The organism is Listeria sp. MAN/IMW/UF555 (assembly GCF_058684075.1).
Window position 1 is genome coordinate 1,305,878 of record NZ_JBZWZS010000001.1, and the last position, 24,548, is coordinate 1,330,425.

General features: G+C 38.8%; 28 protein-coding genes and 1 pseudogene. 15 read left to right on the forward strand and 14 right to left on the reverse strand.

Annotation, left to right across the window (positions count from 1 at the left end; translation table 11 throughout):
* Positions 1-71: 71 nt before the first annotated feature.
* The 3 genes from AC4PG8_RS06515 (at position 72) to tatC (ending at position 1,694) form a co-directional block, all read left to right on the forward strand.
* Complete coding sequence (locus AC4PG8_RS06515; protein WP_492170177.1) at positions 72-701, forward strand: peptidase E; 630 nt, start codon at positions 72-74, stop codon at positions 699-701.
* A gap of 73 nt (positions 702-774) precedes the next feature.
* Positions 775-954 carry a Sec-independent protein translocase subunit TatA gene (gene tatA / locus AC4PG8_RS06520; RefSeq protein WP_003760298.1) on the forward strand — a complete coding sequence of 60 codons (180 nt, stop codon included), beginning with the start codon at positions 775-777 and terminating at the stop codon, positions 952-954.
* Positions 951-1,694, forward strand: coding sequence for a twin-arginine translocase subunit TatC (tatC, locus tag AC4PG8_RS06525; RefSeq protein ID WP_492170178.1), 744 nt, complete (start codon positions 951-953; stop codon positions 1,692-1,694). The genes tatA and tatC overlap by 4 nt, the downstream gene beginning before the upstream one ends.
* Before the next feature lie 31 nt (positions 1,695-1,725).
* On the opposite strand, the gene AC4PG8_RS06530 is transcribed toward tatC, so the two are convergent.
* The 6 genes from AC4PG8_RS06530 to AC4PG8_RS06555 all read right to left on the reverse strand — a co-directional run bounded on the left by AC4PG8_RS06530 (position 1,726) and on the right by AC4PG8_RS06555 (position 8,165).
* Positions 1,726-2,496: a DeoR/GlpR family DNA-binding transcription regulator gene (locus AC4PG8_RS06530; RefSeq protein WP_003724291.1), complete on the reverse strand. Its 771-nt coding sequence runs from the start codon at positions 2,494-2,496 to the stop codon at positions 1,726-1,728.
* A 56-nt stretch (positions 2,497-2,552) separates the two neighbouring features.
* Positions 2,553-3,413: a ketose-bisphosphate aldolase gene (locus AC4PG8_RS06535; RefSeq protein ID WP_492170179.1), complete on the reverse strand. Its 861-nt coding sequence runs from the start codon at positions 3,411-3,413 to the stop codon at positions 2,553-2,555.
* Complete coding sequence (locus AC4PG8_RS06540) at positions 3,413-4,807, reverse strand: PTS fructose transporter subunit IIC (protein ID WP_492170180.1); 1,395 nt, start codon at positions 4,805-4,807, stop codon at positions 3,413-3,415. Before AC4PG8_RS06540 ends, AC4PG8_RS06535 begins: the two co-directional genes overlap by 1 nt.
* A 13-nt stretch (positions 4,808-4,820) precedes the next feature.
* Positions 4,821-5,267 (reverse strand): PTS sugar transporter subunit IIA, encoded by a 447-nt coding sequence (locus AC4PG8_RS06545; RefSeq protein WP_492170181.1) that lies wholly within the window; start codon positions 5,265-5,267, stop codon positions 4,821-4,823.
* 195 nt (positions 5,268-5,462) lie between these two features.
* On the reverse strand, positions 5,463-6,479 hold the full coding sequence (locus tag AC4PG8_RS06550; RefSeq protein WP_003760289.1) for an oxidoreductase: 1,017 nt from the start codon (positions 6,477-6,479) through the stop codon (positions 5,463-5,465).
* 165 nt (positions 6,480-6,644) lie between these two features.
* Positions 6,645-8,165, reverse strand: a complete 1,521-nt coding sequence (locus tag AC4PG8_RS06555) for a flavocytochrome c (RefSeq protein ID WP_033533463.1) — start codon at positions 8,163-8,165, stop codon at positions 6,645-6,647.
* A 238-nt stretch (positions 8,166-8,403) separates the two neighbouring features.
* Here AC4PG8_RS06555 and AC4PG8_RS06560 point away from each other — a divergent pair, with 238 nt between their 5' ends.
* Positions 8,404-9,930: a class I adenylate-forming enzyme family protein gene (locus tag AC4PG8_RS06560; RefSeq protein WP_010990362.1), complete on the forward strand. Its 1,527-nt coding sequence runs from the start codon at positions 8,404-8,406 to the stop codon at positions 9,928-9,930.
* A 41-nt stretch (positions 9,931-9,971) separates the two neighbouring features.
* Here AC4PG8_RS06560 and AC4PG8_RS06565 read toward each other — a convergent pair whose 3' ends face one another.
* The 3 genes from AC4PG8_RS06565 to AC4PG8_RS06575 form a co-directional block, all read right to left on the reverse strand.
* A complete protein-coding gene (locus AC4PG8_RS06565) occupies positions 9,972-11,933 on the reverse strand; it encodes an InlB B-repeat-containing protein (RefSeq protein ID WP_492170182.1) in 1,962 nt (653 codons plus the stop codon).
* Between the two features lie 97 nt (positions 11,934-12,030).
* Positions 12,031-12,441 carry a GNAT family N-acetyltransferase gene (locus tag AC4PG8_RS06570; RefSeq protein WP_070752692.1) on the reverse strand — a complete coding sequence of 137 codons (411 nt, stop codon included), beginning with the start codon at positions 12,439-12,441 and terminating at the stop codon, positions 12,031-12,033.
* Positions 12,442-12,506: 65 nt separating this feature from the next.
* Complete coding sequence (locus AC4PG8_RS06575; protein WP_003765236.1) at positions 12,507-13,271, reverse strand: DeoR/GlpR family DNA-binding transcription regulator; 765 nt, start codon at positions 13,269-13,271, stop codon at positions 12,507-12,509.
* 182 nt (positions 13,272-13,453) lie between these two features.
* Between AC4PG8_RS06575 and dhaM2 the strand changes: the two genes are divergently transcribed.
* From dhaM2 to AC4PG8_RS06630, 11 genes are all read left to right on the forward strand, one after another.
* Entirely contained in the window at positions 13,454-13,831 is a 378-nt protein-coding gene (gene dhaM2, locus AC4PG8_RS06580) for a dihydroxyacetone kinase phosphoryl donor subunit DhaM2 (protein WP_003770298.1), read from the forward strand.
* An 84-nt stretch (positions 13,832-13,915) separates the two neighbouring features.
* Positions 13,916-14,347 (forward strand): Lin0368 family putative glycerol transporter subunit, encoded by a 432-nt coding sequence (locus AC4PG8_RS06585; protein ID WP_003735498.1) that lies wholly within the window; start codon positions 13,916-13,918, stop codon positions 14,345-14,347.
* Positions 14,348-14,362: 15 nt separating this feature from the next.
* Positions 14,363-14,704, forward strand: a complete 342-nt coding sequence (locus tag AC4PG8_RS06590; protein WP_003729093.1) for a Lin0368 family putative glycerol transporter subunit — start codon at positions 14,363-14,365, stop codon at positions 14,702-14,704.
* 21 nt (positions 14,705-14,725) lie between these two features.
* Positions 14,726-15,721, forward strand: coding sequence for a dihydroxyacetone kinase subunit DhaK2 (gene dhaK2, locus AC4PG8_RS06595; RefSeq protein ID WP_003770294.1), 996 nt, complete (start codon positions 14,726-14,728; stop codon positions 15,719-15,721).
* 21 nt (positions 15,722-15,742) lie between these two features.
* Complete coding sequence (gene dhaL2 / locus AC4PG8_RS06600) at positions 15,743-16,393, forward strand: dihydroxyacetone kinase ADP-binding subunit DhaL2 (protein ID WP_003770292.1); 651 nt, start codon at positions 15,743-15,745, stop codon at positions 16,391-16,393.
* A 3-nt stretch (positions 16,394-16,396) separates the two neighbouring features.
* Positions 16,397-17,161, forward strand: a complete 765-nt coding sequence (locus AC4PG8_RS06605) for a triose-phosphate isomerase (protein WP_492170183.1) — start codon at positions 16,397-16,399, stop codon at positions 17,159-17,161.
* 6 nt (positions 17,162-17,167) lie between these two features.
* On the forward strand, positions 17,168-17,614 hold the full coding sequence (rpiB, locus tag AC4PG8_RS06610) for a ribose 5-phosphate isomerase B (RefSeq protein WP_003724276.1): 447 nt from the start codon (positions 17,168-17,170) through the stop codon (positions 17,612-17,614).
* Between the two features lie 25 nt (positions 17,615-17,639).
* Positions 17,640-18,404 carry an SDR family oxidoreductase gene (locus tag AC4PG8_RS06615; RefSeq protein ID WP_003765224.1) on the forward strand — a complete coding sequence of 255 codons (765 nt, stop codon included), beginning with the start codon at positions 17,640-17,642 and terminating at the stop codon, positions 18,402-18,404.
* A gap of 46 nt (positions 18,405-18,450) precedes the next feature.
* Positions 18,451-19,107, forward strand: coding sequence for a fructose-6-phosphate aldolase (fsa, locus tag AC4PG8_RS06620; protein ID WP_003723193.1), 657 nt, complete (start codon positions 18,451-18,453; stop codon positions 19,105-19,107).
* Between the two features lies 1 nt (position 19,108).
* Complete coding sequence (gene tkt / locus AC4PG8_RS06625; RefSeq protein ID WP_185540509.1) at positions 19,109-21,106, forward strand: transketolase; 1,998 nt, start codon at positions 19,109-19,111, stop codon at positions 21,104-21,106.
* 65 nt (positions 21,107-21,171) lie between these two features.
* Positions 21,172-21,504: a bacteriocin immunity protein gene (locus AC4PG8_RS06630; RefSeq protein WP_033533469.1), complete on the forward strand. Its 333-nt coding sequence runs from the start codon at positions 21,172-21,174 to the stop codon at positions 21,502-21,504.
* A 79-nt stretch (positions 21,505-21,583) separates the two neighbouring features.
* Here the strand turns inward: AC4PG8_RS06630 and AC4PG8_RS06635 are convergent, their stop codons facing one another.
* From AC4PG8_RS06635 to AC4PG8_RS06655, 5 genes and pseudogenes are all read right to left on the reverse strand, one after another.
* Positions 21,584-21,955 (reverse strand): inorganic diphosphatase, encoded by a 372-nt coding sequence (locus AC4PG8_RS06635; RefSeq protein ID WP_160464308.1) that lies wholly within the window; start codon positions 21,953-21,955, stop codon positions 21,584-21,586.
* A gap of 229 nt (positions 21,956-22,184) precedes the next feature.
* The gene (locus tag AC4PG8_RS06640; protein WP_070039848.1) at positions 22,185-22,457 is read right to left on the reverse strand and encodes a hypothetical protein; all 273 of its coding nucleotides are present in this window, start codon (positions 22,455-22,457) and stop codon (positions 22,185-22,187) included.
* A gap of 297 nt (positions 22,458-22,754) precedes the next feature.
* Positions 22,755-23,855 (reverse strand): annotated as a pseudogene (locus tag AC4PG8_RS06645) (T7SS effector LXG polymorphic toxin); the annotation flags it as partial.
* Positions 23,852-24,220 (reverse strand): ribonuclease P, encoded by a 369-nt coding sequence (locus AC4PG8_RS06650; protein WP_160464310.1) that lies wholly within the window; start codon positions 24,218-24,220, stop codon positions 23,852-23,854. The gene AC4PG8_RS06650 and the pseudogene AC4PG8_RS06645, both read right to left, overlap by 4 nt.
* Positions 24,221-24,505: a DUF3130 domain-containing protein gene (locus AC4PG8_RS06655; protein ID WP_160464311.1), complete on the reverse strand. Its 285-nt coding sequence runs from the start codon at positions 24,503-24,505 to the stop codon at positions 24,221-24,223.
* Between the last annotated feature and the right edge of the window lie 43 nt (positions 24,506-24,548).

The window sequence follows — 24,548 nt, forward strand, 5'->3', positions numbered from 1 at the left end:
AAAAGGTGTCACTATTTGATACCTTTTAACATTATACTATAACTAGAAACCAAACCAAAGGAGCTAGAATGATGAAAAACTTATTTTTAACCTCGTCTTTTAAAGATGTTGTGCCATTATTTACTGAATTTGAAAGCAATCTCCAAGGAAAAACCGTTACTTTTATCCCGACCGCTAGTACAGTCGAAGAAGTAGTTTTTTATGTAGAGGCTGGTAAGAAAGCACTGGAGAAGTTGGGGTTATTCGTCGTAGAACTCGATGTTGCTACAGAAAGTTTAGACCACATTGCTGCGACACTCAGAAAAAATGATTTTATTTATGTTACTGGAGGCAATACCTTCTTTTTGTTACAGGAATTAAAGCGAACTGGGGCAGATAAACTAATTTTAGAAGAAATTGCTGCTGGAAAATTATACATCGGTGAATCAGCCGGAGCAGTTATCACCTCACCTAATATTGCGTACATTCAATCGATGGACAGCCCCAAAAAAGCCGAACAATTAACAAACTACGATGCCTTAAACTTAGTCGATTTCTGCACACTCCCGCACTACAACAACATTCCGTTTAAAAAAATAACGCAAAAAATAGTTGCTGACTATACTAAAAGTTTAAAAATGTATCCGATTAGCAATCATGAAGCTATTCTCGTTCGCGATGAAGAAGTAATCACTAAACTTGCTACCGGAAAAACAGATTGACATCCAGTAGGTTTCGATTTAGAATTAGTTGATAATGATTATCATTTTCAACTAAAGAATGGAGGAAATCGAAATGATCGGACCAGGAAGTATCGCTTTAATTGTCGGAGCTGCCCTTGTGATTTTCGGACCAAAAAAACTGCCAGAGCTTGGTAGAGCTGCTGGAGACACTCTTCGCGAATTCAAAAATGCGACAAAAGGCATGATGGATGATTCAAAAGAAGAAACTAAAAAAGAAGATTCACGCCCGTGACTGAAGTTTCCATGAGCCTCACTGGACACCTGAAAGAATTGCGAACCAGATTATTAATCATACTTCTATCCTTTTTTCTCGCTTTCTTTGTGGGGCTTTTCGTTTCCAAGCCGTTAATTTTATTTCTCCAAAAAGATGACTTACCTAAAGAAGTTATTCTACACGTTTTTAAAGTCACCGATGCATTTCAAATCTATATTGAAATGGCATTTATTATCGGGCTTATTTTAGTATTTCCGGTTATTTTATATCAATTATGGGCTTTTGTGAAACCGGGGCTACACGTATCTGAACAACGAATTACCCTGCGCTATATTCCGATTACTTTTTTACTTTTTTTGTGTGGTGTCGTTTTTTCTTATGTAATTACTTTTCCATTTATTTTAAAATTTATGTTCCAATTCGCGGCCGAACTTGGCGTTGAAACAACGATTGGCCTCGCAACTTATTTTCAATTTTTACTACAAATTGTGCTTTCATTCGGTGTATTATTTGAACTTCCAATGGTGATTATGCTGTTAACGAGGTTGTCACTGATAACACCAAACGGAATGCGGCGCGCACGGAAATATGCTTACTTCTGCTTATTGATTATCGCTGCATTCATCGCTCCACCAGAAATCTTATCCCATTTGATGATTACGATTCCGCTCATTGGGCTGTATGAAATTAGCATTGTTGTGTCTGGTTTTACTGTGCGGCGAATGGATAAGGAAATGAAAATGAAAAAAATGCTTTGAAATCGGATGTGGATTTCAAGGCATTTTTCAATTAATACAAACAAGTAATTTGATGGGTTTTGAACTGTTCCTCTACATCTGGGTCCAGTTTGAAGTCCGTAATTAAATAGTCAATATCATGACATGCTAAGCTTTGGTGCATAAATTTGTGTCCTACTTTTTCTTCTGTAACAAGTAAAACGAGCGAACTTGACTGGCGCCTGAAAGCTTGTTTGATGAGCGCTTCACCTTCATGTGTTTCTGTTGCGCCTTTGTCATAGTCGATCCCGCGGCATGAAACAAAAGCAATATCCGCATTATAAGTTAAAGCGTCATTGTATGCTTTTGCGCCATTTACCGTATATCGCTTCGTTAAAATCGAGCCTCCTAAAATACTAACTCTTGCATTTGTAAATTCTGATAGCATGGAAGCCGTCATGACGCCGTTAGTAATAATTTGCAGGCCATCAAATTTACTTAAAACGTCGATTAAATGCAGTGAGGTTGAGCTTGAGTCTAAGAAAATCACCATATCATCGCGAATCAGTGATTTTGCAATATCGGCAATTCTTATTTTACTCGTTTCATTACTTCGCTCATTCATTTTCATTAAATAAGGCAAATCGATTTTTTTATTATCGATAATCATTGCGCCGCCTCTTGTTCGTCTCACAAGCCCTTCTTTTTCCAATTCTACTAAATCCCGTTTAACAGTGGCTTCGCTGTAGTTGACAAGCTCCACTAAATCAATAATCCGCATAAATTGTTCCACTTTTAGCCGGTTAACGATTTTTAGTTGCCGTTCTTTTGCTGTGCTTAACATGTTCCTCCACTCCTTAAAGGGCAAAAGCACTATAACTAGCGCTTCTACCCTTCTTATTAGTATTTATCTGCTTGACCAGTAGTATTTAAAATGTGTAATTTATGTCTTACAACTTCTTTTACTTTTTCATTAGCTGATGGATACACTTGATTTGGTTCATACATCGCAGGATTATCCACTAAAACGCGGCGAACCTCTTCAAAAAACACGCTTTTCAGATCTGAACTAAGGTTTACTTTCCTAACGCCGTATTGTACTGATTCACTGACTTCTTTATCTGGATTTCCTGAACCACCATGAAGTACAAACGGAATATCCAAGCGTTTATTTAATTCTTTTAAAAGAGGCATATTCAGTTCTGGTTTTTTATCTTTAGGGTATAAACCATGCGCCGTTCCAATCGCTACGGCCAACGTATCAATGCCAGTTCTCTGTACGAAATCTTCTGCTTGATCAGGGTCAGTATATATAATTGTATCCGCCCCGCCTTCTGCTGAACCATTGTTCCCGATTGTTCCAAGTTCCGCTTCAACAGAAACCCCGACTTTATGCGCAAGTTCTACCACTTGTTTTGTCAAAGCGACATTCTCTTCATAACTAGCTCTTGAAGCGTCAATCATGACGGAAGTATAGCCATTTCTAATAGCCCGCATCACATCTTTAATTGTTCCACCGTGATCCATATGAATAACGACCGGCACCTTACTTCTATGTGCGTATTCTCTTACTGTTGCAACAAAGTTATCACCGAGGTACTCTATTTCATCCGGATGAATTTCTAAAATTACAGGAGCATTATTTGCCTCCACTTCTTCCATTATCGCCTTTAACATATCAAAACTACAGATATTAAATGCTGGTACCGCAAATTGATGTTCTTTTCCTACTACTAAAAGATCTTTCATTGTATATAACATTATATCATCTCCTCTTTATTTTTTCGCTTGTTTAACGGGGTCTTTAATAGTCCGACAGAAATTGCTGTCACGACTGTACCTGCTGCAATTGCTAGTAAGTAGATAAATAGATGGTTAATAACGTTTGGAATGAACATTACCCAAATTCCACCGTGAGGCGCCATCGAAGTAACACCTGCTCCCATCGAAATTGCAGCCGCTGTTGCAGAACCTAACATCAAACTCGGGATAACCCGAAGCGGATCAGCAACTGCGAAAGGAATTGCTCCTTCAGTAATATAGGATGCACCTAACACCCAACAAGAATTCCCCGCTGTTTTTTCTTCTTTTGTAAATTTGTTTTTAAATAATAATGTTGCGAGTGCTAATCCAAGTGGCGGAACCATTCCAGCAGCCATACAAGCCGCAATCGGCGCCGTTACACCCGCTGACATTAACCCAATTGAAAAGGTTGAAATAGATTTATTGATTGGGCCTCCCATATCGGCTGCCATCATCACACCAATGAGTAGACCAAATACAACGCCGGATGTCTCACCAAGTCCATTTAACCAACTCGTGAGCGCATTTAAAACCCAAGCGATTGGTGTATCAATAATAAATACCATGGCCAAACCAACAATCGTAATCCCTAAAAGTGGTACAACAATCAATTGATAAATCGAAGCAAGTGATTTAGTGACATTGACTTTATTAGCAAAGAAATGCGCCACGTAACCAGCCAAACTACCACCAATCATACCGCCTAGAAATCCTGATCCACCAACAGTCGCCAGTGTCCCTGCGACAAGTCCGGGCGCAAATCCTGCTCGACCAGCAACAGAAACCGCTATCCCTGCTGCAAGTGCTGGAACCATTAAACCAAACGCAGTATCCCCACCAATTTTAGAAAATGCAGCTGCAAGTGCGTTATACGAATCAGAGTCAGGGTTTGAGGCATCAATCCCAAAAGCAAAACTAATGGCAATTAAAATCCCGCCAGCTATAACAAATGGCAACATATAGTTAACACCATTCATAAAGTGATTGTATAAACTTGCTTTTGAAGGTTGTTCAGAGCTTACATCCGAACTTTTCGCCTCTAAATTGATTAACCCTTTGCCTGAGATAGTTTCTTCAATAACCACATCAGCCTCTTTAATCGCTCTGGAAGTGGATACTTTTTTAACTTTCTTTCCAGCGAACCTTGATGTATCTATTTCTTTATCCACTGCCAAAATGACATAATCAGCAGTCGCGATGTCTTCTTTTGTTAAAACATTTTCTACTTTTGCTCCTTGAGTCTCTATTTTCACTTCGTAACCAAGCGCTTCTGCCGTTATAGTTAATTTCTCGGCAGACATATACGTATGAGCAATACCAGTGGGACAAGCAGTAACACCAACTATTTTCATGTGAAACGCCTCCTTAGTTTGATAAAATTGTTATAATTTCAGTTTCGTTTTTGGAATTTTTTAATTTTTCGCAAAATTCCTCGTTCATTAACTTCCTTGACAGCTCACTTAATATTTGCAAATGAACATCTGTGGCTTTTTTCGGAACGCCAATAAGAAAACTACATTCAATCGGTGAATCATCTAATCCAAAATAACCAGTTATAATGCCAGAATGAACAAAAACAATCAATGGTTCTTTTACATATTTACTTTTTGCATGAGGGATGCCAAAACCATCTTCAATTCCAGTGGAAGTTTCTTCTTCTCGTTTGTATAAGTCACGTATAAATTTTTTTGGATTTGTTATAGACCCTTCTTCACCTAGTACTTCAGCTGCTTTTTCAAATAATAATTGTTTTGTTTGAATACGATCATCAAAAATAATTCGGTTTTCATTAATTAAATTCGATATATTCATAATCCACATCCTCTCTCAACAAAGTAAGCGCTTTACTTGTTTGATTACACTATATCACGCTGAACGACTTCATTCAATATTATGGGTGTATTATGCAAAAAGTTCATTTTTATGGTTGTTTTGATAGTTTATTTGAACGAAACCAATCATTTTTATCTAAAAAAACGCCCGCAAGATTCCTCTCGCGGACATTTTTTATTTACAAGCTTCGACGCCTTTTTCCAAAATCTCCATTTGTAGTAAGGTTTCTTCGTCCGTTACTTGTTTAGGTTTTCCATTAATAATCGCTTCGTATAAATCGTCATACACGCGACCATAATCGCCAACTTCGGAAATAACTTTTTCCTCGTGCCAAACTCCTGCATCATCGACATACGTTAGCGTGCCGTAGTGTTCTGGTAAGTCAATCCCGAAATCCGGATTACTTGGCATATAAAAGAGTTTTAAATGTTCTTCTTGGCGGTCTTTTGTTTCCTTTGTAAACATGCCTTTTTTGCCGTATAGGACAAAGCTTGGACGAGCTTTTATGCGGAAGTAGCTTGATTTTACAGAAACTTTTGTTACGCCATAATATAAATCAAGGTCGAAATAATCGTTCATTCGTCCTTCGCCGAGCAGTTGGCGCACATCGTAGTGAATGTCGTCTGGTTTTCCGAAATAAGATAAAACTTGATCAATCGTGTGGCAGCCGTGACCATAAAGATAGCTATCGTAGAATTTAAATTCATGGACGGATTCTGGGATTTCTGGACGGAAATAGTCATAATGCATTTCTACTTCCAATAAATCACCTAATTTTCCGCTTTCAATCACTTTTTGTGCTGTGAGGAAATCGGAATCGAAACGACGATTTTGGTAGCATTGTACTAGTAAACCGCGTTCTTTAGCTAGTTCGAATATTTCTTTAGCTTCGTCGTAAGTCATCATAAATGGTTTTTCAACAAGTACGTTTTTGCCATTTTCCAAGACCATTTTTGCATATTCAAAATGAGAGCTTTGTGTAGTTGAGATGGTAATTAGCTTTATTTCAGGGTCTTTTAATAGCTCATCTAAATCTGTTGTATAATGTACCCCTTCGATTTTGTCCCATGTGGCTGTTTTGGGATTTCGATTATAAATCGTCTTCACTTCAATATTATCGCGCTCTAAAATAAACGGTAAATGGTATCTATTCGTGCTTTTCCCATTTCCGATAAAACCCATTTTCAACATATTATCTCCTCCTTATTAAAGCTTTAAAATTAGTATTAACTCCTATCCATAGTACTACACTAACGCTTTACTTAGCCAATAAAAAAACTTGCTAAAACGTCTATTTTAAGCGTCTTAGCAAGTTTTTATTTTTAAGTAATCACATAACTATTGGTTAAGAAATTTTTACTTCGCTTTTACAAATTCTGCTGATTTATCGCCAGCTTGACGTCCAAAAATAATGATTTCAGCGACAGAGTTCCCACCGATACGGTTTTCCCCGTGTAAGCCACCAGTTACTTCGCCTGCAGCAAATAGACCTGTGATTGGTTTACCGTCTTTATCTAAAACTTCTGTATTTGTATTGATTTTTACGCCACCCATTGTGTAATGAATTCCTGGGCCGATTTTGATTGCGTAGTATGGAGCTTTGGATAAATCATTATCCATTGCAGTTGTTCTACCAAATGCTTCGTCTTTTTTGTTTTTAACGCTTGCATTCCAAGTGTCTAATGTTTTCGTTAGTTCTTCTTTTGGAACGTTGATTTTGCTAGCTAATTCATCAATTGTTTTACCTTCTTCAACAAAGCCCATTTCTTCGTATTGCGCGATAGCTTTTACGCGATCTTTTACGCCTGAATCGAATATTAGGTAAGCGGATTTTTCTGGTAGTTTATTGATAGAAGCAGTTACGTTATCACGTGTATCTAGTTCGTTTCCAAAACGTTTACCTTCTTGAGAAACTAAAATCGCACCTTCACCGCGGACAGCTTCACCGATAAGGTAAGACTTATCTTGTTGAACTGTTGGGTGAACTTGGATTTGGTCCATATCTACTGTTGTCCCGCCAAGTTTTTCAATCATTTTAATACCGTCGCCAGTACTTCCTTCTTGGTTCGTTGTTACGTATCCTTTTAAGTCTGGACGTTCTTTTTCAATCATATCTTTATTAGCACCGTAACCACCAGTTGTTACAACTACTGCGTTCGAGCTAATTGTTTTTTCGTCTTTATTGTTTAATTTTACTTTAACACCAGTTACTTTTCCGTCTTTTTGTGTAATTTCTTTTACATCTGCATTAACGAAGACTGGAATTTTTTGTTCTTGCACATTTTTTAGTAAACCGTCTACTAAGTATTTACCAACTGCTGAGCCATCTTCAGGACGGTGGGTACGTTTTTCGCTCATTCCGCCTGTGATAGTTAAGTTGTTTAATTTAATATCCATAGAGTCTAACCAATCAATTGCACTAGCGGAGTTATCTACGAAGAAACGAAGCATTGCTTTATCGTTTGTTCCGTGACCGCCTTTTAATGTTTCTTCATAAAACTTGTCATTGCTATCATTAATTCCTTGTTCTTTTTGGAATTTAGTTTCAGATGCATTCATACCAGAAGAGGCTTTCATTGTGTTTCCGCCTGCAAGTGGCATTTTTTCAAGAATTACTGGGTTCATCCCTTTAGATTTTGCTTCTAGTGCTGCTGACATTCCCGCGCCACCTGCACCAACGATAACAATATCGTATTTATCTTTTAATTCAGATGGGTCTGTATAACTTGTTTTCGACGCCCCTGATGTTACTTCTGTTTTTTCTTTTTCTTTCGTTTTCGCCGAGTCACTTTTACTTGTGTTGTTACTGCCACAACCTGCGATGATTAATGCAAGTGATAGTAGCATGATGAGAGTTGTAGCTAACCTTTTTTTCATTTTTTGTACCTCCACTTTTTTTAAAAATTTTCCTTCTGCCAAACAGTTTGTGATTATATTAACATATTATATCATTAATTGAGATTTCTTTATAGGGTATCTGTAGGATTTCTTGAATTAAGAAAACAAGCAATTTACAGATTTTTTTAAAATGACGAAAATGTTTTTAGTAACCACTCCTCATTATTTCGACAAAGTGATATAATAACAACATCAAATATTAAAGGAGCATCGCCATATGACGATAAAAAAGTATGAACCGCTTAATCTCTATACCAACTTCAAAAAATCTGCTGAACGCTATCCAGAAATGCCAATCCATTTTGATGAAGAGCTTGTTACTTTTCCTGAATTAGGTCTTCACACCACTTACAAAAAATGCGAAGAAGCTATCATCCAAAAAGCAGCTCATCTACATAGATTCGGTGTGCGTAAGGAAGAAAAAGTAATCGTTTATAAATCTGCCAAATTTGATTCTTATATTTTAGCAGTTGCGATTTCTTATATTGGTGCTGTGCCAATTATGGTTTCGCCTCATCTTCCAGCATCCACTATTGATATTTTTGTTAATCGCCTTGATCAACCCTGGTTGCTTTTTGATTCTGAGACTTCTGAGAAAAGCCATCAGTTAAACAATTTGCCGGACTCAAGATTGATCAACGCTGAACAATTATTCAAAGCCCCATTAGATGGCTATACTTGTGAGCAAGAGGAATTACCAAAAGATATGATTGCTTATATGACCCACACATCTGGAACAACTGGCGTGCCAAAATTAATTGCGCACTCCGCTAATTCAATGGGCTGGAGAACGAAATACCAAAGACGCATTCTTAATTTCATCAAACCGAGAGGACTGGTGGCTTTCCATATTTCACCTGTTCATTCTCGTTTTAATATTGGAGTTTCTTCCTTGATGTCACTTGGTTTCCCATTATTACCAATCGCAAATCCTTCTAAAACAAATATTGAAAAAGTACTACGCGAATATAAACCATACGTGCTTGAAACCCATCCAAACCATTTTGTACAATGGGCTTCCCTTGCTCGTGAAAAACCAGATGTTTTCCAAAGCATTAAATTTTATCATTCTACATTTGATGCGATTAACAAAGAAACAATGGCGGTTTTCCTTCGTACTTCTGAATATAAAAAACCAATTTTCTTACAAATTTATGGGCAAAGTGAATGTGGTCCAATGATTTTACGTGGCCATACACTGCAATCCATCGAAACGTTAAATGCGCGTGATATGGGAATTGGTGTACCAGGTTTAACCGAGGTTCGGATTGTGGACCAAGACGGTAATCCAGTTGCACCCGGAGTTAGCGGTAATATCCAAATGCTGTCTAAAGGTCGCGCCCTTACTTATTACAAAGAAGAAGCTCGTTTTGAAGAAAATGTGTATGGACCTTGGTGGGACAGCGGTGACTACGGTATGAAAGATGAGCAAGGCCGCTTATTCTTGCAAGATCGTCAAGTTGATTTAGTCGAAACGATCGATAGCACACTTGCGATTGAAGATAAACTGCTTGATACGCTTACTTTCCTCGATGAAGTCGTTATTATCCGCGGTGAAAACGGCAGCCCGCAACCAATTATCGCTGTTCATGATGATAAAGAAATGAACTGGGATGCATGGTGGGACGCAGTTTCTGATCTACCACATATGAATGAGCCAATTGTGATGAAATATGATGAGATTCCGCGCACTGCAACGATGAAAGTACAACGTTTGCAGATGGAACGAGAATTGAAAAAATAAGTTTCAAAAAAAGCAGCTGCGTCATGCAGCTGCTTTTTCATTTATTTTCTTCTAAGTGTAAAGAATGCTAAACCCGTTAGAAATGTCCCAATAAAAATTGGAAAAAGTACACGATGATCTCCTGTTGCTGGTAGTACGATGTGGTTTATAGTATCCGTATTAGTAGTTCCATCTGTACTATTTCCAGAGTTACCTCCGCCTTCATCGGTTCCTCCCCCAGGAGCTGCATCTTTACTAAACTGGGCATACAAGGTTATGTCTTTTGCTGGCATTTGATTGTTTGTGAAATCCCATTTTGTTCCGCCAGTTTTGGCATCATACCAGCCTTTAAATGTATAACCTTCCTTAGTTGGTGCTGGGGGCTCTTCCAGTAAGCCTTGATAGTCTACCGTTTGAGTAGAAATAACGCCATCTACATCAAAAGTTGCGGTATAACTATTAATACTAAACTGGGCATATAAAGTTATGTCTTTCGCTGGCATTTGATTGTTTGTGAAATCCCATTTTGTTCCACCAGATTTGGCATCATACCAGCCTTTAAATGTATAACCTTCCTTAGTTGGTGCTGGGGGCTCTTCCAGTAAGCCTTGATAGTCTACAGTTTGAGTAGAAGTGACGCCATCTACATCAAAAGTCGCGGTATAACTATTAATACTAAACTGGGCATACAAGGTTATATCATTTGCTGGCATCGTATCGGCTGTAAAATCCCATTTTGTTCCACCTGTTTCAGCATCATACCATCCGTTAAAAGTATAACCCTCTTTGACTGGTGTTGGTGGTTCTTGTAATAGCGTCCCTGTTTCGACATTTTCCGTTGTTTCTTGCCCTTCAATATTGAAAGTCGCTTTAAAATATTGCACTAATGGTTGTTCTACAGTCCCACTGAAATTACCAGTTGCATTCCCAACCGTATCACGTTCAATAAAAGTATAGCTGACTTTTGGAATATAAGTAGGTAAATTCCACGTAACTGATCCATTCGCATACACACCGCTATCGCTAATCGTATCTGGGTCAATCGTTTGTTCCGCAATGTTTTTTATTAAATTAGGAATAGTTATGGTGCTTTCGAAACTTATTGGTTCGTTTACGATTAATTGATTGGTCATTTGAATAATTGTTAGCTTTGTTAAACTGTTTAAAGGTCTAATATTACTAATTTTATTTTGACTTATATCGAGCCAATCTAAATTTATTAAACTCGAAAGACCAGTTACATCACTAATTTGATTGTTTGATAAGTATAGTGTTTGTACATTGGTTAAGCCGGCGAGTGGAGTAGTATCCACAATTTGGTTCGTTGATAAATCAAGCAAGAACAGATTTTTTAAAGTACTTAGCCCCTGAAGATTGTTAATTTGGTTTCCATTTGCGTATAGAACGCCTAAATTGCTTAGCGCTTGTAGCTCATCTAGGTTTGTAAGCTTATTATTACTAACATTTAAGGAGCGGAGTTGTTGTAAATTGTTTACTCCACTAAGGTTATCCAATTGATTATTATATAAGCCTAAACCCTTTAGATTTGTTAAACCGCTCAGTGGCGTGATGTCAGTAATTTGCGCGTCGTTAATATCTAGAGCTTGTAAGTTTTTTAAGTTACTAAGTGCGCTAATGTCGCTAATCGGATTTCCACTTAGCTGAAGCTTGGTCAAGTTAGTTAATCCCTTCAGTGGCGAAATATCGCTTACTTGATTACTTGATAAAATTAAAGTTTCTAAATTGGTCAAGTAGTTCATACCTTCTATGGAGCTGATACCTTTAGATGTAAGGGTTAATGAATTAATAGTATCTAAATCTGTTTGTGTGACAACCTCTGCTGTACTAGACTTTCCGAGTGCAGTTTGAATTTCTTTCGCTAAAGCATCATCTGGAAAAATCTGACTGATTGCAGCTGGCGGTGCAGCGGCTGCGTATGCGTCTATTTTTATAAATACATTCGTCCCAATAACAATCGACAACGCCAAAACAACGTACAAAAACAGTCTCCCTTTGGATTTCATCTTGCTCCCCCTGACAAAAAAGTTTAATAGTATCTAGTTCCCATTTTCTTATCAGCAGAAACATAAAAAACAGCTCGAGGACACCCTCAAGCTGTTTTCATTTCATTTGGTAAATCATTCCGATTGAAGCTGGTGCTGACTCCCGAAAGCCAAATTGTTTGTATAAACCATCAGCTGGTACATCGGCAAGTAATGTAACACAAGCAGTTTTATCTAAATTTGAATCAATATAATTTTTAATATGGGTCATAATTAGTTTTCCATAACCCTTACCTTGAAATTCCGGAAGTACTGCTATATCAGAAACGATAAACATAATTCCATCACCAACGAGCCGTCCCATTCCAATAAGTGCATCGTCTCCCTTCGAACGTAGCCCCACAAAAAACACACTCTTCAACAGAGCCTGACGTGATACTTCAATAGATCGAAAACTAAGACCAGCATCCACTCGAAGTTTAACAAATTCCTCCGCATTTGGTAAATCAGTTGTAATAATATAATCCATTTCAATCTCCTATCAAAAAAAATCTCTTTGAACCAATTGTCGCCCAAAGAGTTTCAATTTCTATTTTATTCCGCAATTTTGACCGGAAGTCCTGCATCTTGGAATTTTTTATATAATGCTTTATTTATCTTGTTATCCGTAATTAGTAAATCGATGTTTTCTGCTGTTGTAATGCTTGCGGTGGAGATTACGCCCATTTTTGTATGATCTAGAAGCGCAACCAGTTTATTGGTTCTTTTTGCAAGAAGTCGTTTTAGTTCGGTTTCATAAATGTTGAAATCGGTTAAGCCTTCTTCCATTGTAAAACCTTTCGCTGACATAAAACATAAATCGGCGTGGATATTTTCAATTAAATTTGCGCCAAGAATCCCTTCGAGTGTGAAAGAGTTCGTTGTTACAATCCCGCCAGTTAAAATGACGCTAATATTCGGGTTGTCTTTTAGTTCGATTGCCGTATAAAGTCCGCTTGTTATGACAGTCAGTCTTGAAAAACCATGTAACTCTTTTGCTAGTGCAAGCGCCGTTGAACTGGCGTCAAGGATAATTGTTTGGTTGTTTTTTACTAAAGTCGCCGCTTCTTTCGCAATCGCTTCTTTTTCTTCGATGTTGCGAATAATTCGGTCATTAAAATTAGTAAATTTCTCTTCACTTTTTAAAAGTACCGCACCCCCGTGTACTTTTTTTATCATCCCGCTTTCTTCTAACGCAGATAAATCATTTCGGATGGTGCTAATCGAGACATCCAAGATACGACTTAATTCTGGTACAGTTATTTTGTTATTTTGGTCTAGTAGATGAATAATTTTGTTTTGTCTTTCAAATGGAAACATCTGCTCGCCCTCCTTTTACCTATCAATGATTTCTTTATGTATATACATATTACCCAAAAAAATAACAAAACACAAATATATTTTATAAAACACAACAAAAGATAACACTTTACAATAAAAAACAAGTATGTTAGGATTTAAATAGCAACTAAACACAATTAAAAACAGAAAGGAGTAACCAAATGATAAGTATTGTTTTAGTATCTCACAGTCAAAAAATCACAGAAGGCCTCCAGGAAATGATTGTTGAAATGGTTGGAGATACAGTACATATTATTTCTTCTGGCGGAACTGGCGATGGGCGCCTTGGCACAAATGCACTCATGATAGCCGATAATATCGCGACTTGCACTAATTCTGAACATATTTATATTTTTTGCGATATTGGAAGCGCTATCTTAAGTGCCGAAACAGCACTTGAATTATTAGATACTGAACTTCTAGAAAAAACAACGATAATTGATGCCCCATTAGTTGAAGGCGCATTTACTGCTGCTGTTCAATCTCTCGTTAATCCATCCAAAGAAGCTATCCTACAAGAACTCACAAATGTGCATTAAAAAAGTAATAAAACGCAATTTTGTAACTGGGAACAATGTAAATTAATTTTTACATGACAATACTATTTTCGAAAGGAGTTTATTATGAAATTCTTTAGAGGAATGATTGGTTTTTGTATCGCAGGTATGATTGTTATGAGTGTTTGGACTCCACTGGCCGAGAATTATGGTATTTTTGGAGGTTATCTGGCAGCGTTCATTATTATTGGTCCAATGTGGTTTATGAATCACCATGTTGGTTTAATCGAAAATGATGAAGATGCAGCGTTCGTTGATATGGCTGTCGGAATTGGGATTTGCGGAATTATGCGTGATGTCTTTATGCGTGGTGGTGGCGAGTTAGTAAGTTCGCTTCCAACGATTGGTCTTGTTGCGATTGGAGCCGTTTTAGCTGGAATCGTAGCAGCCGCAATTGAAAAAGATATGGCAAGAAAACATGAAGCAAAACAAGAAAAAACAGAACCTGGCATGAATATGAAAGAAGAAGAGCGTTTAAACGAAAATCAATTAGTCTAAAAAGGAGTGTAAATAATGAGCATTGGTATTGCATTAGCAACGATTGCAGGTGGCTTTTTATTCCCTTTTGCTATTCGAATGATGTGGGGAAAAATGGTTGATGAATGGGGTGCTATCGGAGGTTGGATGGCAGCAGCATTTATCGTTGGTACAGTTTGGACAATTAATCATGGTATTCCAAAATCAATGATCTATCAATCTGGAACAGTTTGGGTAGATATGGCGGTTGCAGCAGGTATTGGTGTATTCACAGCTTCCCTTTTAACAGGCGGTAAATTTTCTAAATCGGTAGTAAATTTGGCAGCAGCTGTTGTTGGCGGCGTGCTTGGCGGATTTTTACTATCACTATTCTTATAAAAATATGAAGGAGGAAGAAAAATGAGACGTTTAGTGAATGATGGGTATGAAGCAGTTGAAGAAATGTTAGCTGGTTATGTTGCGGCACAAGGGAAATACGTAGATTTTGCAGAAAATGATAAGCGAGTAATCGTAAGCAAACAAATGAGCGAAGAACCTCGCGTGCGGATTATCGTTGGTGGCGGTTCTGGTCATGAACCACTTTTCCTTGGTTATGTTGGGAAAGATTTCGCGGATGCGGCGGTAGTCGGAAATATTAATACCTCCCCTTCCCCAGAACCTTGTTATAACGCAGTAAAAGCTGTTGATAGCGGTAAAGGTTGTCTATATATGTACGGAAATTATGCTGGCGATGTGATGAACTTTGATATGGGCGCTGAAATGGCTGCGGACGACGGTATTCGCGTTGAAACAGTACTTGTAACAGATGATATTTACTCTGCTGAAAATGTAGAAGATCGTCGCGGCGTGGCTGGTGATTTAATTGTCTTTAAAGCAGCGGCATCTGCAGCAGCAAAAGGCCTTGACCTAGATGCGGTAAAACAAGCTGCTGAAAAAGCAAATGCTAATACGTTCTCGATGGGCGTTGCGCTTTCTTCTTCTACCCTTCCTGTAACTGGTAAAGCCATTTTCGAAATGAAAGAAGGCGAAATGGAAGTTGGTATGGGAATCCACGGTGAACCAGGAATCAAACGTACTTCCATCGAACCAGCTGATAAAGTAGTCGATCAAATTATGGGCTATCTTATAGAAGAAATGAAATTAACTGCTGGCGAAGAAGTACATGTACTTATCAATGGACTTGGCGGTTTACCAGTGATGGACCAATATATTTGTTATCGCCGCGTGGATGAAATTTTGAAAGAAAAAGGTGTACACATTCATAGCCCACTTGTTGGGAACTACGCGACTTCGATGGACATGATTGGTATGTCGATTACACTGGTTCGTTTAGACGATGAATTGAAAGACCTTTTGGATACACCGTGCGACACACCATATTTCAAAGTGGACTAAATTACTACTGGAGGAATAAAAATGAGCGAATTAGTTATGGATAGCGCTTTTTTCGGCCACGTTTTACAGGACATGGGAGCGCTAATTGAAAAAGAACGTGATTACTTGACCGGACTGGACTCAGATATTGGAGACGGCGACCACGGAATCAATCTCAGCATTGGCTTCCGTGAAGTGAATAAACAATTAGACGAATTACTCACTGTTTCTCCCGATATTGCAACCTTACTTAAAAAATCCGGAATGATTCTCCTTGGAAAAGTTGGCGGCGCATCTGGCCCACTTTACGGCAGTTTCTTTATGAAATGTGGCGCTGATGTTCCTGGGAAAACGGAGGTTAACTTCGACGAGCTTTGCGGCATGATTATAAATGGGGCCGCTGCGGTTCAACATCGCGGAAAAGCCGAACTTGGTGATAAAACGATGATGGACGCCTTCTTGCCTGGCGTGGAAGTTCTTCAAAATCGAGATACAAATGCAGATCCAATCGAAACTTTTTCCGCATTTGTAGATGCTATGCATGCTGGCGCTCAGTCCACTATCCCACTTATTGCTAAGAAAGGTCGCGCACTAAGACTTGGCGAACGAGCAATCGGCCATCTTGATCCTGGCTCTGAATCGTCTTGGATGTTAATGAATGTCATTTTAGAAAATTTAAAAAAGGCGGTCTGATTTATGCGTAAACCCTTAGTTGGAATTAATATGAAAAACTATATTAACACTCGGGCTCAGACATCTGAATGGGTAGAAGCGACTATCCCTCTTCTTAAAAATTTTTCTGATGTGGATACGTTTATCTTTCCTTCTATGGGCACACTCGAAACGACCGCCAACCTTTTAGCGGGGACATCATTTGGCTTTGGTCCACAAAATATGGCGCCGGAGAAATCCGGCCCGCTAACTGGTGAATTTTCGGTAGAATCTATCATTGATCTAAACGCGAACTATGTCGAAATTGGTCACGCAGAACGCAAAAACCTTTTTCATGAGAAAACAAGTGAGATAGCTAAGAAGATTAAACTCGCATTGGACGAAAAAATCACTCCGGTTGTCTGTGTGGGTGAAAAAATCCGTGCGAATGATACAAATGAATTAAAAAATGCGCTAAAAAAACAAATCGAGGCGCTGTTTCAGACAATTAATTTAGCACAGTGGGAAAATGTTGTTCTGGCTTATGAACCGGAATGGGCAATTGGAAAGGCGTCTTCAGCTGAGACAAACTACATCGAAAGCGCTCATCAAGCTTTGCGCGAAATTATTCGCGAACTAGACGGCGATGAAACGCTCGTAAGAATTATTTACGGTGGCTCGGTCAGCAAAGAAAATGCCGCAGAAATTGTCCGTCAAAAAAATGTCGATGGTTTATTCGTCGGAAGATTTGGCCATAAACCGCAAAATTTTGCCGACATTGTTTCTATTGTTAGCAAAACGAAAGGATGAGTTAGTATGAAAATCGCAATTGGTTGTGACGAAATGGGTTACGAACTAAAACAAACCCTCATCACACGTTTAAAGGAGAAAAATATTGAGTTTACTGATTTCGGCAGTTTTGAAAATGAAAAAGTACTTTATCCAAGTATCGCCGAAAAAGTAGCACTAGAAGTTAAAAACAACGATTATGACCGGGGGATCCTCATTTGCGGTACAGGTATTGGAATGGCCATTACAGCAAACAAAATTCACGGCATTCGCGCAGCACAAATTCATGATTCGTATTCAGCAGAACGCGCAAGAAAAAGTAACGATGCGCATATTATGACAATGGGCGCTCTTGTAATCGGGCCATCCCTTGCCGTTTCGCTACTTGACACATGGCTTGATAGCGACTTTTCAGGTGGACGTTCCCAAGCAAAAGTAGATTTAATGGAAGAAATCGACCAAAAAAATAGATAAAAAAATTTATTGGAGGTAATGAAAAATGACTTTTAAAGGTTTTGATAAAGATTTTAACATTACAGACAAAGTAGCCGTGGTAACTGGGGCAGCAAGCGGGATTGGTAAAGCAATGGCAGAACTTTTTTCCGAAAAAGGAGCTTATGTTGTCTTGCTTGATATTAAAGAAGATGTAAAAGATGTCGCAGCGCAAATTAACCCTTCAAGAACGCTCGCACTTCAAGTCGATATTACTAAGAAAGAAAACATCGAAAAAGTCGTTGCCGAAATTAAAAAAGTCTATCCAAAAATCGATATTTTAGCCAATTCAGCTGGTGTCGCACTTCTCGAAAAAGCAGAAGACTTACCAGAAGAATACTGGGATAAAACAATGGAACTTAACTTAAAAGGTTCGTTCCTAATGGCGCAAATTATCGGTCGTGAAATGATTGCAACTGGCGGCGGTAAAATCGTTAATATGGCCTCTCAAGCTTCTGTCATCGCACTTGATAAACACGTTGCTTATTGCGCTAGTAAAGCTGCAATTGTTTCAATGACTCAAGTGCTAGCAATGGAATGGGCGCCTTACAACATTAATGTTAATGCGATTTCCCCAACCGTTATTTTGACGGAACTCGGCAAAAAAGCTTGGGCAGGTCAAGTTGGCGAAGATATGAAAAAATTAATTCCAGCCGGTAGATTTGGTTATCCAGAAGAAGTTGCCGCATGTGCCCTCTTTTTAGTAAGTGACGCAGCGAGCCTTATTACTGGTGAAAATCTTATTATCGACGGCGGTTATACGATTAAATAAAGTATTCAGCTTTAAAGTTCAGCTGAGAGAATGGAGCGAGTAAATAATGAAATTTTTCTTGGACACAGCAAGCGTATCGGAAATAAAACGAATTAGCGAACTAGGTTTAGTGGACGGTGTGACAACCAACCCAACCATCATCGCTAAAGAAGGTCGACCATTTGAAGAAGTAATCAAAGAAATTTGTTCTATCGTAGACGGCCCAGTTAGCGCAGAAGTTATCGGCCTCGAAGCAGACAAAATGGTAGAAGAAGCTCGAATTCTAGCAAAATGGGCGCCAAATGTAGTAGTAAAAATTCCTATGACGGAAGAAGGTTTAAAAGCAGTCCATACCCTCACAGCTGAAGGCATTAAAACAAATGTTACGCTTATTTTCACTGTTTCCCAAGGATTAATGGCTGCAAAAGCTGGCGCGACTTATATTAGCCCGTTCTTAGGAAGACTAGATGATATTGGTACAGACGGAATGATTTTAATTAAAAACTTGAAAAAAGTGCTTGATAATTATGGTCTAAAAGCAGAAATCATTTCCGCAAGTATCCGCCATATCGGGCATTTAGAAGAAGCCGCAGAAGCCGGAGCACATATCGCGACTATCCCAGGAAGCCTTTTCCCGAAACTTTGGTCTCATCCTTTGACTGATAAAGGTATTGAAGGATTTTTAAAAGATTGGGAAGCGTTCAGTCAGAAAGAAGGCAATTAATATGAGCAGAATTGATGAACAAATGGTTAACTCGATTCGCGTATTATCAATGGATATGATTGAAAAAGCGAACTCCGGTCATCCCGGTTTGCCGATGGGAGCCGCACCAATGGCTTTCTCGCTTTGGAAAAATCATTTAAAATTCAATCCAGAACACCCAACTTGGTTTAACCGCGATCGTTTCGTCTTGTCAGCTGGTCACGGTTCGGCAATGCTTTATAGTTTGCTACATCTATTTGGTTATGATTTACCAATGAGCGAGCTGAAAAACTTCCGCCAAACTGGCAGTAAAACGCCCGGTCATCCTGAATTTGGTCATACGGTTGGTGTCGATGCAACTACCGGTCCACTTGGTCAAGGTTTCGCAATGGGAGTTGGGATGGCAATGGCCGAGGCTCACCTTGGCGCCAAATTTAACCAACCAGAATTCCCGGTTGTTGATCACAATACCTATGTGCTATGCGGAGACGGCTGCTTGATGGAAGGTATTTCCTACGAAGCCGCGTCTCTTGCCGGCCATTTAAAACTAGGAAAATTAGTTGTTTTATATGATTCAAACGATATTTCACTTGATGGTGATTTGAATGAGTCATTTTCAGAAGACATCGAGCTTAGATTCCGAGCAGCCGGTTGGCAAACGCTACGTGTGGATGACGGGAATGACTTAGATGCGCTTGATGCAGCAATCCATCTTGCAAAAACCGAAAAATCCCGCCCTACTTTAATCGAAGTGAAGACAGTCATCGGTTACGGTAGCCCCGGAAAAGCCGGAAAATCAGCGGCACACGGCTCCCCACTTGGTGAAAAAGAACTCAAGCTAGCAAAAGAAGCTTACGACTGGCAAATGCCACCTTTTGAATTACCAAAAACTGTCGAAAATCAGAAAGAATTTTATCATTCTAAAGGTCGTGCTAGTGAAAGCAGCTGGCTCCGGACATTCAATGCTTACAAACAAAAATATCCAACACTGGCAGAAAGCTTACAACAATTAATGGATGATAATTTGAATGCGGATTGGGATGCAGAATTACCTGTCTTTGATGAAAATGCGGACAAACCAGTTGCAACTCGTGAAGTATCAGGGATTGTCCTTCAAGAATTAGAGAAAAAATTGCCTAACTTATTTGGTGGCGCAGCTGATTTGGCCTCCTCCAACAAAACCAATTTAAAAGCTAGCGAACGATTTGCTCCAGGTAACTATGCCGCCAAAAATATTTCGTTCGGCGTCCGCGAATTTGCGATGGGAGCAGCAGTCAACGGCATGACGCTTCACGGCGGAGTTCAAGCATTCGGCGCGACCTTCTTCGTATTCTCGGATTATCTACGTTCCGCGATTCGTTCAGCAGCCTTAATGGGCATTCCATCCACCTTCATTATGACCCATGATTCCATCGCAGTCGGTGAAGACGGTCCAACACACGAACCAATCGAGCATCTCGCATCCTTCCGCGCCATGCCTGGACTTCACGTTATCCGACCAGCTGACGGCAACGAAACCGTAGAAGCTTATCGCTATGCCTTTACTCAAAAAGAACAACCAACCATGCTCGTTCTTAGCCGCCAAAATCTGCCAATTTTGCCAAATAGCGCAGCAAAAGCAAAAACCGGACTTGCAAAAGGTGCTTACATCTTAGCCGATTCTCCGCTTGATAAACTAGATATTATCCTTCTCGCTTCCGGATCCGAAGTACACTTAATGACCGCTGTCAGAGACAATCTTGCTAAAAAAGGCTTCGGCGCACGCGTAGTCAGCATGCCAAGCTTTGATTTATTCGACAAACAAAGCCCCGAATATAAAGAGTCCATTTTACCAAAAGCAGTGAAAAAACGCTTCGCCGCTGAAATGGGCGCATCATACGGCTGGCACAAATACCTCGGCGACGCAGGAGAAATCCTCGCGATTGATTCGTTCGGTATGTCAGGCCCGGGAGACGAGCTGGCAGAACGATTTGGATTTACTGTAGAGAATTTAACGGAGCTTGCGTTGAAGCAGTTGTAGGTGGATTCTATTAGCGGAATGGAGTATCCTATAAGAAGATACTTTATTAAAAGAGGTGCGTTTTAATGAAAAAGAATACTCCAGAGGCGCTTATAGATTTATTCGAGGAATTGAAGAATTTATTTGAGTCGGATACTTCTTTAAACAACCAAAATTCGTCCCGGCTACAAGAAATTTTGACTACAGCTATCACCCGAGTCCAAAAAGCCTCTCAAACAGTCGAATTAGAAGCCCGTTCTGTCTATCAAAACATCCATACCTTATGCTTCGTCGAAAAAATCCATCTAAATCCTGAGGAAGCTAACGTATTAAAAGAGATAGAAAAAATTGCTCTTTCAAAAGGCTTTTGGGGCGGAATGAACACTTTAAATGTAACAAATCAATTTCCAAGCAATTAAAATGAACTGTAAAAAACAGGAATTCTCTACATCCAAATAGAGAATTCCTGTTTTTATTTGTCTAGCTTGTAAAAGCACCCTAAATCAATTTAATTTCCGAATCGAAATATTGCTCGATAAAATGTACTTTCTCCCTAATTTCCTCTATGCTGAAATTCTCATTTGGCGGTGCGACAACCCATTTATCTTCCACATCATCATTCCGAGTAATCACCGCAATTAAATCACCTTGAAACGTTTCAATCGGCTCAGAAATCTCTCTCGCTAAAATATAAACATCCTGTTCTTCCCCGTCACCACCAATGATACCTTCCACAAATCCATAATTCAGCGGATAGACATTGCCGAATTTGTCAGTATAACCTATAGGGCGATCTATGGTTACTTTTAGAGTTTGTTTTTTTATTTTAGAAAGTTGTGTTTTATGGGTTAATTGTTTACGTGAAACCATATGATTTTCTCCTTTCTATGTTTTTTATTTCAAAATTCGAATGAAGTACCTTTGTATATGCCTTCTTTTCCCAGTTCCAAACGATTTAGTTTTTTTATGAAAAACTTTAACTAACAATCTACGCTCGAAAAGAAGATGCTATATAATCAGTTATATTTACATTCAATTTCTTCTGTTATTGGGATAGGTATAACTCAACTCTTCAAAGCTATCCTGTTTTAATTATGATTCAAGCTAAAGCTTCTAAAGAACGAGTCACTTCTTCTCTAACTTGCTTTTCACTGTAGTAAACATTAGGTAATTTCAAATCTTCTTCGCTATCAGAGAATCTAGCAGCCATATCAGACACATTCCCTAAAATTGTGTATTCATCCTTGGACAATTCATCATAATCTATTTCTAAATCAAAAATTTTTATAAACTGATTTATAAAGGTATTAATCTCTATTTCTCCATTATCCAGTCCATTTAATAAAAAGTATAGTTGTTCTTTTTTTGTCATAATAATTCTCCTCCAATATTATTATTTTGATATAGCGGACAATGGCCCTAATGGTCTTCTATCATATTTAAAATGATAGATAGTATTTGTTGTATTATCATAAAGAACTTCAAAATTGTATTTCTTACCGTTTATATATATTTCACTGTAATACATTGTGGCTCTAGAACCTCTTGGGTCAGGCATTGGAATACCACCTTTAATTGCTTCTTTCAAAGTTTGAACTGGAACTGCTCTATCCAGATTAGCCATATGCTCATTTACTTTGTCTGTATAATTAAATATATCCTTCCCAGAAGATTTAGCAGTACTAGTTTTCTTAGGTATTATCACTTTATTTCTAGCTGCTGCAATCCCAAATCCTAAACCTAATGCCATATCCGTCAACCCAGCATCATCTGTCCAATCTTTCATACTAGCCACATAAGCGGATGACCGCAGTGTGGCTCCAGAAAATCCAGATACTTTTTGACCATTTAAATAGTTGATACCCTCTTTCCAAGAATCATTCACTTTTCGTTCGAGTTCTTCTCCAGAAAGATTGGTATAAAGAAGTGGGTCTAATTCCTGACCATGTTTTTCTAAGAAATCTTGCAATTCCTTGTTTTCTACCCGTTTTCCATCTTTTTCTATTAGCCACATCGTCACGGTTTTACCTTGATCATTGACATAAGTATAAGCTAACACGGTGTAATCTTCAAAAGCTTTTGGAAATGGGTCTTTATCATTTTCTTTTCGCGCGGTATCGAGTGCTTTTTTCATAAGCAACAAGCTGTTTGCCGTACTTTTCGGCACGGAGTAAGTACCTGTTTTATCATCAAAAGTGACATTGTGTAACAACTCTTGCACCGCGCGTCCAGTCGCTTGAATGAGTTCAAATAATGCACTAAAAAACTGGCCATGGCTTTGTTCGAAAGCTAAATATTTTTCTAAGATATTCTCTTTTTCAATAGCCTTCAGTAACTGCGTGTGGACACTTCTTGATTTTATTGCATAGACTTGTTGCATATCTGGCTTGGTATTGGGCGCGGTTAATTGTCGATGTAAGTCTTCTTCTTTTCGCTGTAACTCGCGAACTTGAGCCATCGCTTCTTGTAAGATTTCTGCATCAATTCTGGCAGAAGGCGAATTATCCACTTGGCTCCCGAACTCGCGAATATATTGCGCCAATCGCTCCTCACTTTCATCCAGTGCTTCGATGATACTTTGGGCAATTTGGGTGTATGTACTTGAAAAATACTGTTTGGAGGCACTAACTGCTTCTCCTTTTAAACGGTTGTCTTGGGAGTAATCCATCGCTGCATCTTTAATCTGATTAATCATCGTTTTGGCTTCCGCGTTACTACTTCGCAAACCGTGGAGAAAGTCATTCAATTCTGCAATATCTATCCGGCTCACTGACTCCACTCCTTTTGCAAGGTGGCTTGTTTTGTTTCTAGTGCGTGGAGCCTGTCCTTATTTTCTTGTAGTTCGGTGTCTAAATCAGTTCTTTTATCTTGGAGATCCTTCTTCCAAGTCACGGACTCTTCGTGTTGTTGCTCTTCTAAATACCGATGAAAACCACTGGCTGCTTCTCCTTGCCAGCCACTGCGCAAAAAGTCTAATAACATCCGTTTTTCTTGTGCTAATTGGTTACTATCCTCTTCTAGCCAATCTTGTTCATTTTGTTTTCTTCTCGTTTGATCGACATTCGTTTCTGCCGTTATCTTTGCTTTTTTGATTTGTTGGAGTTGTTGTTCTAACTGGCTGTGTGCACTATCCAATTAACGCACCTCCAACTGATTGATTTTTTGTCCCATCAATTGGTCTTGTTTAGCGTAAGCAATACCCATTTTCTTTAGTCTGCTCGCATCTTGTTTGGTCACGTGTTGAAAATCTTCCACCACATCCACCAACTCAATCAATGCCGAGCGCAATTGATCAATCGAATTTACTCTCGAATATGCCATGTTCCCGTTTTTTAATGGCAAGTATCTTCCCGAACTTTTACTTGCTAATTTGGTTGCGTGCTGTTGGAAGGCCCTTTCGTTGACTTTTATTTCTCTCATCTGTACGCTTCCTCTCTATGTATATCTTTCCCCCTCATTATAG

What these genes read in the sequence shown, in the direction of transcription:
- AC4PG8_RS06515 (WP_492170177.1), top strand. Translation starts at nt 72, where the DNA reads ATGAAAAACTTATTTTTAACCTCGTCTTTTAAAGATGTTGTGCCATTA.
- tatA (WP_003760298.1), top strand. Translation starts at nt 775, where the DNA reads ATGATCGGACCAGGAAGTATCGCTTTAATTGTCGGAGCTGCCCTTGTG.
- AC4PG8_RS06530 (WP_003724291.1), bottom strand. Translation starts at nt 2,496, where the DNA reads ATGTTAAGCACAGCAAAAGAACGGCAACTAAAAATCGTTAACCGGCTA.
- AC4PG8_RS06535 (WP_492170179.1), bottom strand. Translation starts at nt 3,413, where the DNA reads ATGTTATATACAATGAAAGATCTTTTAGTAGTAGGAAAAGAACATCAA.
- AC4PG8_RS06540 (WP_492170180.1), bottom strand. Translation starts at nt 4,807, where the DNA reads ATGAAAATAGTTGGTGTTACTGCTTGTCCCACTGGTATTGCTCATACG.
- AC4PG8_RS06545 (WP_492170181.1), bottom strand. Translation starts at nt 5,267, where the DNA reads ATGAATATATCGAATTTAATTAATGAAAACCGAATTATTTTTGATGAT.
- AC4PG8_RS06550 (WP_003760289.1), bottom strand. Translation starts at nt 6,479, where the DNA reads ATGTTGAAAATGGGTTTTATCGGAAATGGGAAAAGCACGAATAGATAC.
- AC4PG8_RS06555 (WP_033533463.1), bottom strand. Translation starts at nt 8,165, where the DNA reads ATGAAAAAAAGGTTAGCTACAACTCTCATCATGCTACTATCACTTGCA.
- AC4PG8_RS06560 (WP_010990362.1), top strand. Translation starts at nt 8,404, where the DNA reads ATGACGATAAAAAAGTATGAACCGCTTAATCTCTATACCAACTTCAAA.
- AC4PG8_RS06565 (WP_492170182.1), bottom strand. Translation starts at nt 11,933, where the DNA reads ATGAAATCCAAAGGGAGACTGTTTTTGTACGTTGTTTTGGCGTTGTCG.
- AC4PG8_RS06570 (WP_070752692.1), bottom strand. Translation starts at nt 12,441, where the DNA reads ATGGATTATATTATTACAACTGATTTACCAAATGCGGAGGAATTTGTT.
- AC4PG8_RS06575 (WP_003765236.1), bottom strand. Translation starts at nt 13,271, where the DNA reads ATGTTTCCATTTGAAAGACAAAACAAAATTATTCATCTACTAGACCAA.
- dhaM2 (WP_003770298.1), top strand. Translation starts at nt 13,454, where the DNA reads ATGATAAGTATTGTTTTAGTATCTCACAGTCAAAAAATCACAGAAGGC.
- AC4PG8_RS06585 (WP_003735498.1), top strand. Translation starts at nt 13,916, where the DNA reads ATGAAATTCTTTAGAGGAATGATTGGTTTTTGTATCGCAGGTATGATT.
- AC4PG8_RS06590 (WP_003729093.1), top strand. Translation starts at nt 14,363, where the DNA reads ATGAGCATTGGTATTGCATTAGCAACGATTGCAGGTGGCTTTTTATTC.
- dhaK2 (WP_003770294.1), top strand. Translation starts at nt 14,726, where the DNA reads ATGAGACGTTTAGTGAATGATGGGTATGAAGCAGTTGAAGAAATGTTA.
- dhaL2 (WP_003770292.1), top strand. Translation starts at nt 15,743, where the DNA reads ATGAGCGAATTAGTTATGGATAGCGCTTTTTTCGGCCACGTTTTACAG.
- AC4PG8_RS06605 (WP_492170183.1), top strand. Translation starts at nt 16,397, where the DNA reads ATGCGTAAACCCTTAGTTGGAATTAATATGAAAAACTATATTAACACT.
- rpiB (WP_003724276.1), top strand. Translation starts at nt 17,168, where the DNA reads ATGAAAATCGCAATTGGTTGTGACGAAATGGGTTACGAACTAAAACAA.
- AC4PG8_RS06615 (WP_003765224.1), top strand. Translation starts at nt 17,640, where the DNA reads ATGACTTTTAAAGGTTTTGATAAAGATTTTAACATTACAGACAAAGTA.
- fsa (WP_003723193.1), top strand. Translation starts at nt 18,451, where the DNA reads ATGAAATTTTTCTTGGACACAGCAAGCGTATCGGAAATAAAACGAATT.
- tkt (WP_185540509.1), top strand. Translation starts at nt 19,109, where the DNA reads ATGAGCAGAATTGATGAACAAATGGTTAACTCGATTCGCGTATTATCA.
- AC4PG8_RS06630 (WP_033533469.1), top strand. Translation starts at nt 21,172, where the DNA reads ATGAAAAAGAATACTCCAGAGGCGCTTATAGATTTATTCGAGGAATTG.
- AC4PG8_RS06635 (WP_160464308.1), bottom strand. Translation starts at nt 21,955, where the DNA reads ATGGTTTCACGTAAACAATTAACCCATAAAACACAACTTTCTAAAATA.
- AC4PG8_RS06640 (WP_070039848.1), bottom strand. Translation starts at nt 22,457, where the DNA reads ATGACAAAAAAAGAACAACTATACTTTTTATTAAATGGACTGGATAAT.
- AC4PG8_RS06655 (WP_160464311.1), bottom strand. Translation starts at nt 24,505, where the DNA reads ATGAGAGAAATAAAAGTCAACGAAAGGGCCTTCCAACAGCACGCAACC.